22 protein-coding genes are annotated in these 15140 nt (G+C 64.8%); 18 read left to right on the top strand and 4 right to left on the bottom strand.

Annotated elements, in window-relative coordinates; all coding sequences use genetic code 11:
- The first annotated feature begins 9 nt into the window (after positions 1–9).
- The 12 genes from ACZ1JC_RS09180 to ACZ1JC_RS09125 all read left to right on the top strand — a co-directional run bounded on the left by ACZ1JC_RS09180 (position 10) and on the right by ACZ1JC_RS09125 (position 7860).
- Complete coding sequence (locus ACZ1JC_RS09180; RefSeq protein WP_465137153.1) at positions 10–153, top strand: hypothetical protein; 144 nt, start codon at positions 10–12, stop codon at positions 151–153.
- Positions 154–155: 2 nt separating this feature from the next.
- Positions 156–773: a cytochrome c oxidase assembly protein gene (locus ACZ1JC_RS09175; protein ID WP_465137154.1), complete on the top strand. Its 618-nt coding sequence runs from the start codon at positions 156–158 to the stop codon at positions 771–773.
- Between the two features lie 89 nt (positions 774–862).
- A complete protein-coding gene (locus ACZ1JC_RS09170) occupies positions 863–1684 on the top strand; it encodes a cytochrome c oxidase subunit 3 (protein ID WP_465137155.1) in 822 nt (273 codons plus the stop codon).
- Between the two features lie 114 nt (positions 1685–1798).
- Positions 1799–2365: an SURF1 family cytochrome oxidase biogenesis protein gene (locus tag ACZ1JC_RS09165; protein WP_465137156.1), complete on the top strand. Its 567-nt coding sequence runs from the start codon at positions 1799–1801 to the stop codon at positions 2363–2365.
- A 234-nt stretch (positions 2366–2599) separates the two neighbouring features.
- Positions 2600–4000, top strand: coding sequence for a threonine synthase (thrC, locus tag ACZ1JC_RS09160; RefSeq protein ID WP_465137157.1), 1401 nt, complete (start codon positions 2600–2602; stop codon positions 3998–4000).
- On the top strand, positions 4000–4911 hold the full coding sequence (locus ACZ1JC_RS09155; RefSeq protein ID WP_465137158.1) for a class I SAM-dependent methyltransferase: 912 nt from the start codon (positions 4000–4002) through the stop codon (positions 4909–4911). Before thrC ends, ACZ1JC_RS09155 begins: the two co-directional genes overlap by 1 nt.
- 11 nt (positions 4912–4922) lie before the next feature.
- On the top strand, positions 4923–5294 hold the full coding sequence (locus ACZ1JC_RS09150; protein WP_465137159.1) for a dihydroneopterin aldolase: 372 nt from the start codon (positions 4923–4925) through the stop codon (positions 5292–5294).
- A 2-nt stretch (positions 5295–5296) separates the two neighbouring features.
- Positions 5297–5623, top strand: coding sequence for a Rossmann fold domain-containing protein (locus ACZ1JC_RS09145; protein WP_465138640.1), 327 nt, complete (start codon positions 5297–5299; stop codon positions 5621–5623).
- A 7-nt stretch (positions 5624–5630) separates the two neighbouring features.
- The gene (gene moaA / locus ACZ1JC_RS09140) at positions 5631–6647 is read left to right on the top strand and encodes a GTP 3',8-cyclase MoaA (RefSeq protein ID WP_465137160.1); all 1017 of its coding nucleotides are present in this window, start codon (positions 5631–5633) and stop codon (positions 6645–6647) included.
- A gap of 2 nt (positions 6648–6649) precedes the next feature.
- A complete protein-coding gene (locus ACZ1JC_RS09135) occupies positions 6650–6910 on the top strand; it encodes a MoaD/ThiS family protein (protein ID WP_465137161.1) in 261 nt (86 codons plus the stop codon).
- Between the two features lies 1 nt (position 6911).
- The gene (locus ACZ1JC_RS09130) at positions 6912–7358 is read left to right on the top strand and encodes a molybdenum cofactor biosynthesis protein MoaE (RefSeq protein WP_465137162.1); all 447 of its coding nucleotides are present in this window, start codon (positions 6912–6914) and stop codon (positions 7356–7358) included.
- A 70-nt stretch (positions 7359–7428) separates the two neighbouring features.
- Positions 7429–7860: a hypothetical protein gene (locus tag ACZ1JC_RS09125; protein WP_465137163.1), complete on the top strand. Its 432-nt coding sequence runs from the start codon at positions 7429–7431 to the stop codon at positions 7858–7860.
- Positions 7861–7962: 102 nt separating this feature from the next.
- Here the strand turns inward: ACZ1JC_RS09125 and ACZ1JC_RS09120 are convergent, their stop codons facing one another.
- A complete protein-coding gene (locus tag ACZ1JC_RS09120) occupies positions 7963–8478 on the bottom strand; it encodes a hypothetical protein (protein WP_465137164.1) in 516 nt (171 codons plus the stop codon).
- Between the two features lie 425 nt (positions 8479–8903).
- Here ACZ1JC_RS09120 and rplU point away from each other — a divergent pair, with 425 nt between their 5' ends.
- The 4 genes from rplU (at position 8904) to ACZ1JC_RS09100 (ending at position 11112) form a co-directional block, all read left to right on the top strand.
- Positions 8904–9200 carry a 50S ribosomal protein L21 gene (gene rplU, locus ACZ1JC_RS09115; RefSeq protein WP_465137165.1) on the top strand — a complete coding sequence of 99 codons (297 nt, stop codon included), beginning with the start codon at positions 8904–8906 and terminating at the stop codon, positions 9198–9200.
- Between the two features lie 23 nt (positions 9201–9223).
- A complete protein-coding gene (gene rpmA / locus ACZ1JC_RS09110) occupies positions 9224–9493 on the top strand; it encodes a 50S ribosomal protein L27 (protein ID WP_395330454.1) in 270 nt (89 codons plus the stop codon).
- A 255-nt stretch (positions 9494–9748) separates the two neighbouring features.
- Positions 9749–10351, top strand: coding sequence for a GNAT family N-acetyltransferase (locus ACZ1JC_RS09105; protein WP_465137166.1), 603 nt, complete (start codon positions 9749–9751; stop codon positions 10349–10351).
- Positions 10352–10548: 197 nt separating this feature from the next.
- Positions 10549–11112, top strand: coding sequence for a GNAT family N-acetyltransferase (locus ACZ1JC_RS09100; RefSeq protein WP_465137167.1), 564 nt, complete (start codon positions 10549–10551; stop codon positions 11110–11112).
- A gap of 32 nt (positions 11113–11144) precedes the next feature.
- Here ACZ1JC_RS09100 and ygfZ read toward each other — a convergent pair whose 3' ends face one another.
- A complete protein-coding gene (gene ygfZ, locus ACZ1JC_RS09095; RefSeq protein ID WP_465137168.1) occupies positions 11145–11900 on the bottom strand; it encodes a CAF17-like 4Fe-4S cluster assembly/insertion protein YgfZ in 756 nt (251 codons plus the stop codon).
- A gap of 247 nt (positions 11901–12147) precedes the next feature.
- Here ygfZ and ACZ1JC_RS09090 point away from each other — a divergent pair, with 247 nt between their 5' ends.
- Positions 12148–12726: a nitroreductase family protein gene (locus ACZ1JC_RS09090; RefSeq protein ID WP_465137169.1), complete on the top strand. Its 579-nt coding sequence runs from the start codon at positions 12148–12150 to the stop codon at positions 12724–12726.
- A gap of 123 nt (positions 12727–12849) precedes the next feature.
- Here ACZ1JC_RS09090 and ACZ1JC_RS09085 read toward each other — a convergent pair whose 3' ends face one another.
- The gene (locus tag ACZ1JC_RS09085) at positions 12850–13191 is read right to left on the bottom strand and encodes a hypothetical protein (RefSeq protein WP_465137170.1); all 342 of its coding nucleotides are present in this window, start codon (positions 13189–13191) and stop codon (positions 12850–12852) included.
- A gap of 218 nt (positions 13192–13409) precedes the next feature.
- Here ACZ1JC_RS09085 and ACZ1JC_RS09080 point away from each other — a divergent pair, with 218 nt between their 5' ends.
- Positions 13410–14057: an HPP family protein gene (locus tag ACZ1JC_RS09080; protein ID WP_465137171.1), complete on the top strand. Its 648-nt coding sequence runs from the start codon at positions 13410–13412 to the stop codon at positions 14055–14057.
- Between the two features lie 10 nt (positions 14058–14067).
- Here ACZ1JC_RS09080 and rarD read toward each other — a convergent pair whose 3' ends face one another.
- Positions 14068–14967, bottom strand: coding sequence for an EamA family transporter RarD (gene rarD / locus ACZ1JC_RS09075; protein ID WP_465137172.1), 900 nt, complete (start codon positions 14965–14967; stop codon positions 14068–14070).
- Between the last annotated feature and the right edge of the window lie 173 nt (positions 14968–15140).

The raw sequence follows: 15140 nt of genomic DNA, 5'->3' as shown, positions 1-15140 counted from the left end.
AGAGGCCTCATGACCGAATCGCACATCGAACCCGGCCAGCCTGACCCGCGCAACCCGCAGGACATCCGCCGCAGCCGAAACAGGGTGCTGGGGCTCGGTCTGGCGGCTTTCGTGATTCTGGTGTTCTTCATCTCCATCGCGAAGATGAGCTGATCATGGCCCAGGGGACGGCCGGCGGGACGGCCACGGAAACGCGCAGCAACAAGCGCGTCGCGTTCATCGCCCTGTCGATGGCTGTAGGGATGCTGGGGCTGGGTTTCGCCTCCGTCCCACTCTACCGGATCTTCTGTCAGGTGACCGGGTATGACGGCACCACCCGCCGCGTGGACGAGGCGCAGGCCGCGGCCGTGCAGGTGACCGACAAGACGATGTCGATCCGCTTCGACGCCAATGTCGAACGCGGAATGCCGTGGCAGTTCAAGCCGCTCCAGCGTACCGATACGGTGACCATCGGAGAGCGCGACATGGCGCTTTTCTGGGCCAAAAACGATTCCGACAAGGTGATAACTGGCACCGCCAGCTTCAATGTGGAGCCGGAACAGGCGGCCCGCTATTTCAACAAGATCCAGTGCTTCTGCTTCACCGAACAGACGCTGCAGCCGGGTGAGGCGGTGAAGATGCCGGTGATCTATTACGTCGATCCGGGCATCCTGAGCGATCCCGACAACAAGGACGTGCAGCAGATCACCCTCAGCTACACCTTTCACGTGACCGGCATCGCCGATGCGGGAGCGGACGCGAAGGCACTGGACCGCAAGCAGACAGGCGGTTAAGGCCTTACACAAGAAATAAATCACGGGGGAACGAACAGCCCCCGCAAAGATTCGAACAGGCAGATTCGAGCAACGGGGACGAAGGCGCCATGGCCGGTACCAAGAACCACGATTACCATATTCTTCCGCCGGACATCGCGCCGCTGGCGACCACTATCGGTGCGTTCACGTTCACGACCGGCATGGTGCTGTTCATGCACAAGATGCCCGGCGGCGCTTTCGTGCCCTGGCTGGGCCTCTCCATCCTGCTCGCCTCGATGTTCATGTGGTTCTCCAAGATCATCAAGGAAGCGCACGCGGGCGATCACACGCCGATCGTCCAGTTGCACCAGCGCTACGGCATGATTCTGTTCATCGCTTCGGAGGTGATGTTCTTCGTCGGCTGGTTCTGGGCCTTCTTCGATTTCTCGCTGTTCCCCTCGACCATTGCCGAGGTGGTCGGTGGCCAGTGGCCGCCCAAGGCGATCGAGGCGGTGATGGATCCGTTCGACCTGCCGCTGCTGAACACGCTGATCCTGCTCTGCTCGGGCACCACGGTTACCTGGGCGCACCACTCGCTGATCCACGGCGATCGCGACGGGCTGAAGAAGGGCCTTTGGGCGACGGTGCTGCTGGGCCTGCTGTTCACCTCGATCCAGGCTTACGAGTACATCCACGCCCCGTTCCCCTTCGGCCAGAACACGTATGGTTCGGCGTTCTACATGGCGACCGGCTTCCACGGCTTCCACGTGATCGTCGGCACCATCATGCTGATCGTTTGCCTGGTGCGCGCCTACAAGGGCGACTTCACGCCGCGCCAGCACTTCGGCTTCGAAGCGGCGGCCTGGTATTGGCACTTTGTCGACGTGGTGTGGCTGTTCCTCTTCGTCGCGATCTACATCTGGGGCGGCTGGGGCCACCCGACGCACTGATCGCCGCAGGACGGCATTCGCATTATCCCCGAAGGGCAGTCGGACACGCGTCGGCTGCCCTTTCGGTTTCTGGCCTTTCGGTTTCTGGCCTTCCGCTTTCCTATGGGTGACCGCTTGCCCCGTATCCCGATCCTTCCGACCATTCTCGTCCTTGCCGCCGTCGGAGTGATGGTCTGGCTCGGCTTCTGGCAGCTACGCCGGCTGGACGAGAAGGAGTCGCTGCTTGCGCACTACGCTGCCGCGCAGACGACAGGTGCGCAAGTCGCCTGGCCTAAAGGAGAGGCGGCGGAGAAGGATCTGCTTTACCGCCATGCGCGGATCGACTGCGTAAGCGTCACCAACCGCTCCAGCATGGCCGGTCGCAATGCGAAGGGCGAATCGGGGATGGCGCAGACGGTGCAGTGTGTGCAGGCGGATGGATCGAAGGCGCTGGTCGTGCTCGGCTGGTCGCGCCTGCCGATGGCGGAGGGCGGCTGGACCGGCGGCACGCTGCACGGCGTAATCGCGCCGGGGCCGCGTCTGGTTGCCGTGCCGGCCGTGGCGGGACTGGAGGCCAATGCCATTCCCGATCCGTCCGAAATTCCCAACAACCACTTTGCCTATGCGGTCCAGTGGTTCGTCTTCGCGGCGACGGCGCTGGTGATTTATGCGCTGGCGCTGATGAAGCGGGGGCGGAAGTGAGCCGCTGCATGAGCGTTTTCTAAAACCACCCCTAACCCTCGTCATTCCCGCGAAGGCGGGGATCCCGCTTTTCTTTCGGCGTCCGGGTGAGAAGGAAGCGGGGCCCCCGCCTTCGCGGGGGCGACGAAGAGATGCGGGTATCGTCGCAGAACTACACGCCCCTTTAGGAATTGTTCGCGCGCCAGCCCAACGACAGGCTTTTCATTTCGCGCCCCTCCGGCTAACCGCGCCGTCATGGACTACATCAGCACCCGCGGCAGCGCACCGGCGCTCGACTTCGAAGGCGCCACGCTCGCCGGTCTCGCATCCGACGGCGGGCTTTACGTGCCGCGTGAATGGCCGCGCTTCTCGGCCGAAGAGATCGCCGCGATGGCAGGGCTGCCCTATGCCGAGCTGGCCGCGAAGATCATGTTCCCCTTCGTCGAAGGCAGCCTGACTTATGACCGCCTGCTGGAACTGACGACTCAGGCTTACGGCCGCTTCGCGCACAAGGCGGTGACGCCGCTGAAGCAGCTGGACGAGCAGCAATGGGTGTTGGAACTGTTCCACGGCCCGACGCTGGCGTTCAAGGACGTGGCGCTACAACTGCTGGGCCTGCTGTTCGAGGAATTCCTCGGCCGTTCGGAGCGTAACCTGACCATAGTCGGCGCGACTTCGGGCGACACCGGCTCCGCCGCGATCGACGCGGTCGCGGGCCGTGCCAAGGTCGACATCTTCATGCTGCACCCCAAGGGCCGCGTGTCCGACGTGCAGCGCCGCCAGATGACCACGGTGCTGGCGCCCAACGTCCACAACATCGCCATCGAAGGCTCGTTCGACGACGCGCAGGCCACCGTGAAGCGCATGTTCAACGACAAGGCGATGACCGACCGCTTCGCCATCGGTGCGGTGAACTCGATCAACTGGGCGCGCCTGATGGCGCAGGTGGTCTATTACTTCGCTGCCGGGCTTCAGCTGGGCGCGCCGCACCGCAAGGTCGCCTTCTCGGTGCCGACCGGCAACTTCGGCGATGTCTTCGCCGGTTATGTCGCCGCGCAGATGGGCCTGCCGGTCGAGAAGCTGATCGTTGCCACCAACGTCAACGACATCCTCCACCGCGCACTGGCAGAGGGCGACTACTCGCAGGGCACCGTCACGCCGACCGCCGCCCCTTCGATGGACATTCAGGTCTCGTCGAACTTCGAACGCCTGCTGTTCGACCTGAACGGCCGTGACGGCAAGGCGCTGGCCGAGCAGATGTCCGGGTTCGAAGCGACCAAGGCCATGCAACTGACGAACGCGCAGCGTGAAGGCGCCGCCGCGCTGTTCTCCTCCGCCCGCACCGATGCCGACGAAATGGCGCAGGCCATCCGCTGGGCCTGGGAGAACTGCGGCGAGCTGATCGATCCGCACACCGCCTGCGGCCTTTTCGCTGCCCGCACTGCCGGCATCGACGCCAGCATCCCGGTCGTCACGCTCGCCACCGCGCATCCGGCGAAGTTCCCCGACGCGGTCGAACGCGCCACCGGCCAGCGCTCGGGCCTGCCCGCGCGCGTCGGCGACTTGTTCGAGCGCGAAGAGAAGTGCGTCGACTTGACCGGCGACTACGACTCGATCGCTGATTTCGTGGCCCAGCATGCGAGCCCGAAGATCTGATGGCACGCCTGGAAACCCAACCCGTCATCCTCGCCGGAGAGGGCTGGGACGATTACGGCCTTGTCGATTCGGGCCACGGCCGCAAGCTGGAGCGCTATGGCGACTACCGCTTCGTGCGCCCCGAACCGCAGGCGATGTGGACCCCGCGCCTCGAAAACTGGGACGCGCACGGCGAATTCGTGCCCGGCTCGGACGAGGACGGCGGCGGCAGGTGGCAGTTCGATAGGCCAGTGCCGCGCGATGGCTGGCCGCTGGCGTGGAACGAGGTCCGCTTCACCGCGCAGTGCACCCCGTTTCGCCATCTCGGCTTCTTCCCGGACATGGCGCCGGTGTGGGACTGGATGCGTGAAATGCTCGCCGGTCGGGACGATGCCAATACGCTGAACCTGTTCGGCTATACTGGCGTCGGCTCGCTCGCGCTGTCGGCGCATGGCCCGGTCACCCATGTCGATGCCTCGAAGAAGTCGGTTGGTCAGGCGCGTGAGAACGCGGCGCTGGCGGGGCTGGAGGATCGTCCGGTCCGCTGGCTGATCGACGATGCTGCCAAGTTCACCGCGCGCGAAGTGCGCCGGGGCAAGCGCTATGACGGCATCATCCTCGATCCGCCGAAGTTCGGGCGCGGGCCCACGGGCGAAACGTGGCGTCTGGAAGAGAACCTGCCCGGCCTGCTGGCCGATTGCCGCCAGCTTCTGGATGGCGACAGCAAGTTCCTGTTCCTCACCGTCTACGCCGTGCGCATGTCCTCACTGGCGCTGGCCGGGCTGATGGAAGAACTGTTCCGCGATCTGCCCGGAACCATCGAGCATGGCGACCTTTCGGTCCGCGAAGACACCCTTCGACAGGCTCAGGATGAGCGGGATGGTCGCCTGCTGCCGACGGCAATCTTCGCACGTTGGCGGAATAACGGCTAAGAGCCCCCGCCATGACCGATTCGCTTATCCTCGAAGTCGCCGATTTCGAACACGACGTTCTCACCGGGATTTACTCGGAAGAGACCGGTAAGCCGCAGCCGCTGCGCTTCACCATCCAGGTCTCGATGAAGCCGATCGACCGCTACACGCCCGATACGCCGCTGGCCGAGAGCAAGAACTACATGGACCTCAAGTTCGCGGCCAGCGATGCGCTGCCGCAGGGTGTCCATTTCAAGCTGATCGAGGCGGTGGCCGATCACGTCTGCGAAACGCTGTTCCTGCAGGACGCGCGGATCGAGGCGGTGACGGTGAAGATCGTCAAGCTGGCGATTGCCGAAGCGGGCGAGAAGATCGGCATCACGCTCACCCGGCACCGCCGTTGAGCGTGATCCTGCGGGTGGGGCCGCTGGCGGAAAATCCGCTGGATGCAGCCGCGCAGTTCCATGCCGAAGTCTTGCCGCTTGCGCGCGCAGCGCTGATCGAAAGCGCAGTGGTGACGCTGGTTTTCGCCGTTGCCGATCACACCCATCGCGGCTGGCGCCTTGCCGCCGTGCAGGGGTTGGCCCGCGATCATGCACCGGTGCGGATCAATGCGCTGGAGGGCGACGATCAGCCTGCCATCGATGCCGCCGCCGCCTATTTGACCACGGCTGAAAGCGTGACCGGACAATTGCTGCGCATCGATGGAACCGGCGTCGGAGCAATGCTATAGCAGGGGCATGAGCGCACCAACGCCCGCACCAATGCCTCTGGTCGATCAGTTCCGACGCCGCATCACCTACCTGCGGCTTTCGGTGACCGATCGGTGCGATCTGCGCTGTTCCTACTGCATGCCCGAACGCATGACCTTCCTGCCCAGGAAGGACGTTCTTTCGCTCGACGAACTGCACAAGCTGGCGCTCGGCTTCATCGGCCGCGGCGTAACCAAGCTGCGCCTGACCGGCGGCGAACCGCTGGTGCGGCGTGACGTGATCGAGCTTGTCCGCGCCCTTGGCCGCAAGCTGGGAGACGGGTTGGAGGAACTGACGCTCACCACCAATGCCACGCGCCTTGCGGAATTCGCGGACGATCTGGCAACGGCCGGCGTGCGGCGGATCAACGTCTCGCTGGACACGCTGGACCGTGCGACGTTCGAACGCATTTCGCGCCGCGATTCGCTGCCGCAAGTGCTGGACGGGCTGGCGGCGGCCAAGGCGGCGGGGTTGGCGGTGAAGCTCAATACCGTGGCGCTGAAGGGGCTGAACGAGGGCGAGATTCCCGACATCGTCGCCTGGGCGCATGGACAGGGCTTCGATTCCACGCTGATCGAGGTGATGCCGCTGGGCGATGTGGAGGAAGACCGCATCGACCATTACCTGCCGCTCACCAAAGTGCGGGCAGATATCGAACGGCGCTGGACACTGACCCCCAGCGATCACCGCACTGGCGGCCCGGCGCGCTATTTCGATGTGGCGGAAACGGGCGGCCGGATCGGCCTCATCACCCCGCTGACCGAGAATTTCTGCGAAAGCTGCAACCGCATCCGCGTCACCGCCACCGGGCAGCTCTACGCCTGCCTTGGCGGGAACGAGCGCGTGGACTTGCGCGCGGCGCTGCGCGGCGATGAGCCTGAGGCCGCGCTGGACGCTGCGCTCGATATGGCGATGCGGATCAAGCCCGAACGGCACCACTTCGCCATCGATGCGCGCGGCGCAGCGCCTGCGCTGGATCGCCATATGTCGATGACGGGGGGCTGAGGGTGCGGGCCAAGGTGGTGTTCCTCGGCCGTCTGGAGGATCTGGCGGGGCGCGCGGGTCACGATGTTGCCGCCGATGCGCCGCTCGACTGGTATGACGTGATCGGCTGGCTGGGCGATCATTTTCCGCCGGAACTGGCCGATGCGGTCGCGGGCGAAAAGGTGAGGGTGGCGATCAACGGCGCGCTCGTTGCGGACAAGCACATGCTGGTTCTTGCCGATGGCGACGAGCTGGCTTTTCTGCCGCCGGTTTCGGGAGGCTGAGATGGACAGCAATGTTCATCTGTTGACCGGGATTTTCGACCCTGCGGCCATGCTGACCGGCTTCACCGCTGCACTTCCGCATGCCGGCGGCGTCGTCAGCTTCCTGGGGCAAGTGCGTGCGGGAGAGGGCGTGGAGGCGCTGGAACTGCGGCATTACGATCCGCTCACGCTGCCGGCGATGCGCGATCTGGCCGTGCGGGTGCGCGGGCGTTGGGATCTGGATGGACTGCTGATCGTCCACCGCAGCGGGCAGATGGCGCCGGGCGAGCCGATCGTGCTGGTTGCCGCCGCCGCCCGCCACCGGCGGGACGCTTTCGCCGCCGCCGACTTCGCGATGGACCACCTCAAGAGCGAATCGTGGTTCTGGAAGCGGGAGAAGCGTGCCGGCGCATGGCACTGGATCGAACCGCGCGAGCAGGATTTCGAGGATATCGCCCGCTGGGGCTGACGATCGGTTTGATCCGCGTCAATGAATCGGAGGCTTCCCTTCGGCATGGCAGGCGCAGGAGGCCATCGCCATGTCACAGCGTCTCAGCCAGCAGCAAGTCCGTGAACTGATCACCGTATCGCCGGTATTGCCGGAACAGCCTCCGGTCCGCGCGATGGACCGAAGTTTCGGGCTGCCGACGGGGCTCTACGCGGCCACGGTAGCGCTTTACCTCGCCTTTATCGGCGTCATGGCCGGTCTGTTCCTCAATCCGGAACTGGCCATTCCCATGGTGATCTTCGCCAGCTTCGTGATCTTTGCCTTCGGTCTTGCCGGCTGGTGGACGCGGATGAAGCCGGCAAACGACAGCGCGGCGCGCAATTGGGCGCACTTTCGCGCGCAGGGAATCGAAACTCCAAGCGGATGGCTGACGGCTGGGGAGGCGACCGTTCAGGTCCTCCTCCTTCCTGTGCTGATCCTGGGATGGGGACTGGGCGTTGCCCTGATCGTCGCCTTGACCTGATTTTCCGGCCCCCGCCGGGGGGCTTCTCGGGCCGAAAATCGGTATCGCTTGGATACCCCTCCCTCTGCAACGGGGGAGGGGTTTTCGTTGATGCGGGGCGGTTCAGTTACCCAGCCGGGCGTCCAGTCCGGAAACGACGGCGTCTTGCGCGTCCACTTGCGCCTGCACTTTTCCGCGTGCCGCATCGATGCTTTGCGCGCTGGGCGATTCCCGGTCGGGCGAGGCGTCGCGCGCGGCCGCGAACATGGTGTCCAGTTCCGCCAGCGCGGCGATCGCGGGATCGCGGCTTGCCTGCAGCGTGGAGACGGCCACTTGCGCGTTCAGCCACGAATCGCTGCCTTTCGATCCGGCGGCGGCAACCGCGCGCTCGGCAGCCGGGCGCTTCGTGCCGAATGCGCTGTCCGCCTGTCCGGCGGTGGTGAGAATACCGTCGATGCGGCTGACAAGGTCCGCGCTTGGCGGTGGCAGCGGGGCAACCGCGTCGGCCGGATCGGGCGCGACCGGAGTGGCCCGCTCTACCGGACGGTAGGCCAGCGAGGGATATTGGCTGGCCGAGGAACAGGCGGCGAGACCTGCAGCGAGGAAAAGCGGCAGCAGGCGGGCTTTTGCGCGGATCATCCCCGTGCCATAGCACGCGCGCCGATAATCGCGAGCGGCAATCGCATGAGGCAGGCGCATAAGGCGGGCGCATAAGGCAGGCGCGTAAGGCGCATAAGTAGGGCCAAAGGCGGCGGGCCCGACACACGCGCACTCGCCAGTTGCCCGACTCTTGCCTATAGGCGGTGGCGCATCCGGTATCCGGTCATGCAAGAGTCGCATTTCTGCGGCTTAAGGCCAAGTTCCTGCCCACGCTTTGGCAAAGTCCTTGGTTGACACGAATCAGCCGTTGCACTAACGGCACCCACTCTTTCCGGTACCTCGTTCGTGAACGGGGGATCGGCGCGTCGCCCGCAAGGCTCCACGGTTCCTCGTCGGACCTGAGCGGCCGGGGCAAGTTTGTTTCGGCCCATCACGGGCACACATAGAGATTAGGTAAGGGCACCATGTTCGCAGTTGTGCGCACGGGCGGCAAGCAGTACCGGGTTGCCGCCGGAGACAAGATCGCGGTTGAAAAGCTGGCTGGTGAAGCCGGTGAGACCATCACCCTGGGCGACGTTCTGCTCGCTGGCAAGGACGGCGAAGTCGTCGACGCCGCAAAGATCTCGGTTTCGGCCGAAATCATCGCGCAGGCCAAGAGCGAAAAGGTCGTGGTGTTCAAGAAGCGCCGCCGCCACAACTATCGTCGCAAGAACGGCCACCGCCAGCAGATGACTCTGCTGCGCATCGTGTCGGTCGCCTGAGCCAAGATCGGAAGGACTGAACAATGGCACATAAGAAAGCTGGCGGTTCGTCGCGTAACGGTCGCGACTCTGCAGGCCGCCGTCTTGGCGTGAAGAAGTTCGGCGGTCAGGAAGTGATCGGCGGCAACATTATCATCCGTCAGCGCGGCACCCGCGTGTATCCGGGCGTGAACGTCGGCATGGGCAAGGATCACACCCTGTTCGCCACCGCCGAAGGTCGCGTGCGCTTCCACGACGGCAAGCAGGGCCGTAAATACGTCTCCGTAGACGTAATGGCTGCAGCCGCCGAATAATCGGATGGTCGATAAAAGGGCCATCCCTGCGGGATGGTCCCGCCGATCCTCACGGGTCGGCTGAACGAGGGAGAGGGGCCAGCCCGTCTCCCTCTTTTCGTGTCTCCCTCACTCACGGCTCGCGATCCGGCGGACGTGAATCTCGCGCGTTTTTCCGTAAAATGTGCCTGATTTCCGCCAATTGACCGCGCGCGTAATCGCAATGTCACGCGTCCTTCCTATGAAGGCAGCGGGGCTGATGAGTGGAGATACACTATGTTCATTCGCAGCGAACGCCTGTTCCTGCGGCCAGGCTGGCCCGAGGATCGGGACGAGCTTCTGGCGCTGGTTGCCGACGAATCCGTCGTTCGCAACCTTGCACGCGCACCCTGGCCCTATACGGCCGACGATGCCCGGCGCTTCCTCGACATGCCGCAGGATCATTTCCTGCCGCGCTTCCTGATCACCCATCCCGGTGCCGGTGGCGCCCGCCTTTTGGGCTGTGTCGGCCTTTCCGAAATGCACGGCGAGGCCAATCTTGGCTATTGGATTGCGCGCGAGCACTGGGGGCAGGGTTTCGCCAGCGAGGCGACCCGCGCCGTGCTGTCTCTGGCGCGCTCGATCGGTCACAAGCGGATCGTCGCCAGCCACTTCGTCGACAATCCGGCCTCTGGGCGCGTTCTCGAAAAGGTGGGTTTCGCGCGTACCGGCCGAATCGTCGAGCGGTTCAGCCAGAGCCGCGGCATGGCATATGCGGCACGCGAATATGTTCTGGAATTTGATGCACCCTGCGATTGCGAAGACGATTCGGACAATCGCGGCGTGTCTTCCGCCCGAATGTCCCCGGCGCGGCTGACGCCCCGCTGCCGGGCTGCGTGATTCGCCGATGGCGGGACGGGACTCTACGGAGCCTGTCCCGCAGCGGAATTTAATCCGCGCCCAGCATGACCGTGCGTGGATGGTGGAATGCCCGGATTTGGCGGTGCCGGAAGGACGGCGCATCGCAAAGTCCGTGCAACGCGGGCCCGCATCATGCATGGTGAGGCTGCGGGACAAAAACAACGGAGAACCGTGACATGTTCGTCCGCACGGAGAGGCTCTTCCTCAGGCCCGGTTGGCCCGAGGATGTCGACGAACTGGTGGAGGCCATTTCGGACGAGGCGGTGCAGCGCAGTGTCGGCGTCAGCACGCTGCCGCGCACGGCGCAGGCCATGCGCGATTATCTGACGCTGGATCGTGATCCGCGTCTGCCCCATTTCTTCATGTACTTGCGTGCGCCCGACAGACCGCGGCTGGTGGGCGGCATCGGCCTGGGCCGGTTCGGCGACGATGTGGAGATGGGCTACTGGATAGCCCCAGCCTATCGTGGCAGGGGCTATGCGCGGGAAGCGGTACGTGCCCTGTTGGAGCAGGCCCGCGCGTTGGGCCATCGCCGCGTGCTCGCGAGCTATTTCGAGGAAGCGCCGGCGACGCGGAGCGTGCTCGAATCGACCGGCTTCAACGATAGCGGAGAGTATCGAGAACGCTTCAGCCAGACGCGCGGCACACCGATTCGCGCGCGCATCTATGTCGCGGCGCTGGGCGGAGACGGCGATTCACGGCACGCGCCCGATCAGGCGCCGGTGACTTGCCTGGGCTAGTCACCCGCTTGGGCTAGTCGTCGGGCCCGCTCTCAGGCCTCTTCGTCAGGCTTCAGCCAGGCGGGCCTGAGTGCGGGATCGATATCCTCCACGCGCAAGTGGTCGATCGCGAAACCGAGGTCGGGATAGGCCACGCGGCGGCGTTTCTCGTCCGATCGCGCGAGCGGCACCACGATCAGGCGGCGATTGACCTTCTGGCGCCAATTCATCCGAGCAGTGTTTTCCTGCCCGACGTAGCAGCCCTTGGTGAAGCTGACGCCGTTCAGTTCCACCGCGTTGCATTCCAGCCAGAGCGTTTCGCCTTCACCCAGTTCGGCCCGGCCTTCGGGCACGCCCATGCGCAGGCGATGCGCGCGCCATGCGGCATCGGCGCCGGGTTCGTGCTCGGCCGGGTCCATCTCGTCGATACGGCCCACCCAGCGTTCGCCAAGGGCGTGGAGGCGCGGATCCGGCGCGGCGCCGTCTCCCACATGCGGGCGCCAGTGGACCGAAAGCCGCTCGTCCCGCGCGATATCGATGGCGCGGCGCAAGCGATACATCGACAGGCGCTTCACCAGCGCGTCGGCGTGTTCGGCCTCGCAGTCGATCAGAAGGTCCTTGCCTGACGGCCAGACGATGAAATCGAACAGCGCCTTGCCCTGCGGCGTGAGCAGCGCGGCCCAGCAGGGCAACTGTGTCTTCACGTCAGACGTCACCAGCCCCTGCAGGAAATCGGCGACATCTTCTTGCGAATCGGGGCGGGGAGAAAGCCGGATCACGGCGCGGTCGAACAGGCGGCTGGCAGTCATGGCCGTTAAGTGGGGGAACCGGGGGCCGCGCGCAAGATACTGGATTCGGCAAAAAAGCACGCGTTCCGCTAACAGGACGAAAGGGCGCGGGCGATCAAGACCGGGTGCGGCGGCCAGTTCATAGACTGCGTGACGGCTTTTCCACTTAGTGGAACAGTTCAGTCGAAATTATCCCGATTTCCCGATAGCCCTTCGCAGGCTATCCCACTTTTCAAGATTTCCACTTCTCTTCCAAGGATACCGCAAGATGACCGGACGCATTGCCCACCCCAAGGTTGAAAAGCTGATCGTCAATCGCTGGTCGCCGCGCGCTTTCGACGGCAGCGAGATCCCGCAGGAAGACCTTGACGTGATCTTCGAAGCCGGCGGCTGGGCCCCTTCTGCCTATAACGTGCAGCCCTGGACCTTCCTCTATGCGAAGAAGGGCGATGCCAACTGGGACCTGTTCCTGTCGCAGTTGATCGAGTTCAACCAGGGCTGGGCCAAGGATGCCTCCGCGCTCGTCTTCGTGGTTTCGGACAGCCAGATGCGTTCGGACAAGGGCAATTCGAACAACCACAGCCACAGCTTCGATGCCGGTGCGGCATGGGCTTTGGCCGCGCTGCAGGCGCAGGCGCTGGGTTATCACACCCATGGCATGACCGGCCTGAAGTTCGGTGAGGCCGAAGCCGCGCTGGGCATCCCGGCCGACCATCGCCTGGAAGCTGCCTTTGCGATCGGCAAGATGGGCGACAAAGCCTCGCTTCCCGAATTCCTGCAGGAGCGAGAAGTGGCCAGCAACCGCAAGCCGGTGGCGCAGATCGCCAAGGCTGGCAAGTTCGCCTGAATGATGTTCGCCTGATTTCCCCCCCAATCAGGCTGAAGGCGCCCCGTCCTCCTCCGTCGCAAGGGGCGCTTCAAGAACCCGGTCCGCTTTCCTCCCGGCGGACCGGGTTTTTTCGTGCCCGGATCAGAACCCGATCTTGACGCCTGTCATGATCCGGTTGCTGACGACGCCGCCCGGCATCGTCACCGAATCCATGTGAACATCGGCAACCACGCCCGGCGCGATTTGCCGTTCGGCGCGGCCCAGGCCTTCGGTCACCTTGTAGCTATCCGGCAGCTCACGCAGGCGATTCGCCTCGGGATCGGGTGCGCAGACCACGATTTCGCCAGGGCGGCCTTCTGGGCAGCGGCGGGGCACGACCACGATGCCGTTCCGTTCGGAGGTGCGCAGCTGTGCCAGATCGAACGCATCGAGCGTCTGTTCGGCGGCGATCGGCGGCGGGGCAGGCGCATCGGCGGTCGGCATCAGGGTCGCACTCCTGCTGTTCGGCGTCGAACCGGATGGGAGCAGACAACCATCTGATCGTGGCCGATTTGCGGCAGGAGCGTGACGCCGTGCCGCACGTGACAGCGCGACTTGTTCGCCACAAAGATCTCCCGCGTGGATCGCCCGGCGCAATGGGCTATAGGCGCACCGGTTCTTGCAAGGAGGTTGGCGCGGCCGTGGCGTTGAGCAGCATTATTATGACCCAGGCTGGTGGCAAGCGCCGCTTTGCCCCTTTGCGCGCGGCGCTGGGCGCACTTTTCGGGATTGCCATGGCCGGCGCGCTGACGCGGCTGCTGGAAAGCGGATACGATCCGGCCCTGCCGTTCCTTGTCGCTCCGTTGGGCGCATCGGCAGTGCTGGTCTTTGCGGTGCCGGCCAGTCCGCTGGCCCAGCCGTGGGCGGTGATGGGCGGTAACCTGCTCTCGGCCGTGGTCGGAATCGCGGTGGGCAAGCTGGCCGGCGATCCCTGGCTGGCGGGTAGCCTTGCTGTCGGGCTGGCCATCGCGGCCATGATCGCGACGCGCAGCCTGCATCCGCCGGGCGGCGCCTGCGCACTGCTCTGTGCCCTGGGCGCAACCGGGACGCCGGCTTGGGGCTGGGAGCATCTGCTGCCTTTCGCGGTCAACGTGGTGACGCTCTGCGCGGTCGGCTGGATCTACAACAACGCCACCGGCCACGCCTGGCCGCACCATGCGCCCCCCGTCGCGCATCAGCCGGGCGAACCCTATACGCGCGCCGATATCGAGGCGCTGCTGGCCGAGTGGGATGAGACGCTGGACGTCGATGCAGACGATCTGGACGCTTTCGTGCAGGAACTGCTGAAGCGAGGCAAAAAGCCTACCTGAGCCTGAACGCTCAGGCAGGAACCGCGGTGCGGCGGCGCTTCAGCAGATCCCAGCAGAACACCGCGATCGCCACCCAGATGAACAGGAAGCACACGAGCTGCGAGGATCTGAGCGGCTCGTTGAAAGCAATCAGCCCCATCAGGAACACGCCGGTGGGCGTTACGAACTGAATGAAGCCCAGCAGGGAGAAATCCAGTTTCCGCGCCGCGCTGGCGAACAGCATCAGCGGGATTCCAGTGATCGGCCCGGCGAAAGCGAGTAGCAGATCGATCCGCAGCGACGATCCCATAGAGAGGCCGGCGGCGCTGTTCGCCTGCCAGATCAACATGCCGATGGCCGGGACCGTCAGCACCATCGTCTCCACCGTCAGGCCGGGCAGCGCCGTCACCGGCGCCAGCTTGCGCGTCAGGCCATAACCGCCGAAGCTGAGCGCCAGGCCGGCGCTGATCCACAGCGTGTCCAGCGCATCGCGCGCCAGCATGGCAACGCCGATCGCCGCAAGCCCCACTGCCAACCATTGCAGCCGCGACAGCTTCTCGCGCAGGAAGATCGTGGCCGCCAGCACATTGACCAGCGGGTTGATGTAATAGCCAAGGCTGGCCGCCAGCACGTGCCCGCTCATCACCGCGATGACGTAGATCGACCAGTTGATGCCGATCAGCAGACCGCTCAGCGCCAGGGCGGCGACGATGCGCGGGTTGGCCAGCGCAGTACGCAGTTCGCTGCCCTGCTTAAGTACGGCGGTCATCAGCAGGCAGAACGGCAGCGTGAACAGGATCCGCCAGGCCACGACCTCGAAGGCTGCGACTGCGTGCAGCAGCGCGAAATAGAGCGGGAACAGGCACCAGACGAAATAGGCACCCAGCGCTTGCGCAAGGCCGCCGGAGCGGCGGGGGGGAGTCGGCTGCATTATAATCGGGCCCCGAGGCGGAAAATCGAGCCGGTTCGATAGGGGGGCGGGCGAACAGCGGCAAGCGGTTCGTCGCATCCTGCCCTTCGCCTTGTCGATATTGGCAATTCTGACGACCGCGTTGCAGTGTGTTCAGGTTCAACGTCTTAAAGATGAATGCATGCAGCGGAGAC

Source organism: Sphingomonas sp. BL-S-28, from assembly GCF_055521515.1.
This window is presented reverse-complemented; position numbering and strand designations above follow the sequence as displayed.

What these genes read in the sequence shown, in the direction of transcription:
- ACZ1JC_RS09180 (WP_465137153.1), top strand. Translation starts at nt 10, where the DNA reads ATGACCGAATCGCACATCGAACCCGGCCAGCCTGACCCGCGCAACCCG.
- ACZ1JC_RS09175 (WP_465137154.1), top strand. Translation starts at nt 156, where the DNA reads ATGGCCCAGGGGACGGCCGGCGGGACGGCCACGGAAACGCGCAGCAAC.
- ACZ1JC_RS09170 (WP_465137155.1), top strand. Translation starts at nt 863, where the DNA reads ATGGCCGGTACCAAGAACCACGATTACCATATTCTTCCGCCGGACATC.
- thrC (WP_465137157.1), top strand. Translation starts at nt 2,600, where the DNA reads ATGGACTACATCAGCACCCGCGGCAGCGCACCGGCGCTCGACTTCGAA.
- ACZ1JC_RS09155 (WP_465137158.1), top strand. Translation starts at nt 4,000, where the DNA reads ATGGCACGCCTGGAAACCCAACCCGTCATCCTCGCCGGAGAGGGCTGG.
- ACZ1JC_RS09150 (WP_465137159.1), top strand. Translation starts at nt 4,923, where the DNA reads ATGACCGATTCGCTTATCCTCGAAGTCGCCGATTTCGAACACGACGTT.
- moaA (WP_465137160.1), top strand. Translation starts at nt 5,631, where the DNA reads ATGAGCGCACCAACGCCCGCACCAATGCCTCTGGTCGATCAGTTCCGA.
- ACZ1JC_RS09130 (WP_465137162.1), top strand. Translation starts at nt 6,912, where the DNA reads ATGGACAGCAATGTTCATCTGTTGACCGGGATTTTCGACCCTGCGGCC.
- ACZ1JC_RS09125 (WP_465137163.1), top strand. Translation starts at nt 7,429, where the DNA reads ATGTCACAGCGTCTCAGCCAGCAGCAAGTCCGTGAACTGATCACCGTA.
- ACZ1JC_RS09120 (WP_465137164.1), bottom strand. Translation starts at nt 8,478, where the DNA reads ATGATCCGCGCAAAAGCCCGCCTGCTGCCGCTTTTCCTCGCTGCAGGT.
- rplU (WP_465137165.1), top strand. Translation starts at nt 8,904, where the DNA reads ATGTTCGCAGTTGTGCGCACGGGCGGCAAGCAGTACCGGGTTGCCGCC.
- rpmA (WP_395330454.1), top strand. Translation starts at nt 9,224, where the DNA reads ATGGCACATAAGAAAGCTGGCGGTTCGTCGCGTAACGGTCGCGACTCT.
- ACZ1JC_RS09105 (WP_465137166.1), top strand. Translation starts at nt 9,749, where the DNA reads ATGTTCATTCGCAGCGAACGCCTGTTCCTGCGGCCAGGCTGGCCCGAG.
- ACZ1JC_RS09100 (WP_465137167.1), top strand. Translation starts at nt 10,549, where the DNA reads ATGTTCGTCCGCACGGAGAGGCTCTTCCTCAGGCCCGGTTGGCCCGAG.
- ygfZ (WP_465137168.1), bottom strand. Translation starts at nt 11,900, where the DNA reads ATGACTGCCAGCCGCCTGTTCGACCGCGCCGTGATCCGGCTTTCTCCC.
- ACZ1JC_RS09090 (WP_465137169.1), top strand. Translation starts at nt 12,148, where the DNA reads ATGACCGGACGCATTGCCCACCCCAAGGTTGAAAAGCTGATCGTCAAT.
- ACZ1JC_RS09085 (WP_465137170.1), bottom strand. Translation starts at nt 13,191, where the DNA reads ATGCCGACCGCCGATGCGCCTGCCCCGCCGCCGATCGCCGCCGAACAG.
- ACZ1JC_RS09080 (WP_465137171.1), top strand. Translation starts at nt 13,410, where the DNA reads ATGACCCAGGCTGGTGGCAAGCGCCGCTTTGCCCCTTTGCGCGCGGCG.
- rarD (WP_465137172.1), bottom strand. Translation starts at nt 14,967, where the DNA reads ATGCAGCCGACTCCCCCCCGCCGCTCCGGCGGCCTTGCGCAAGCGCTG.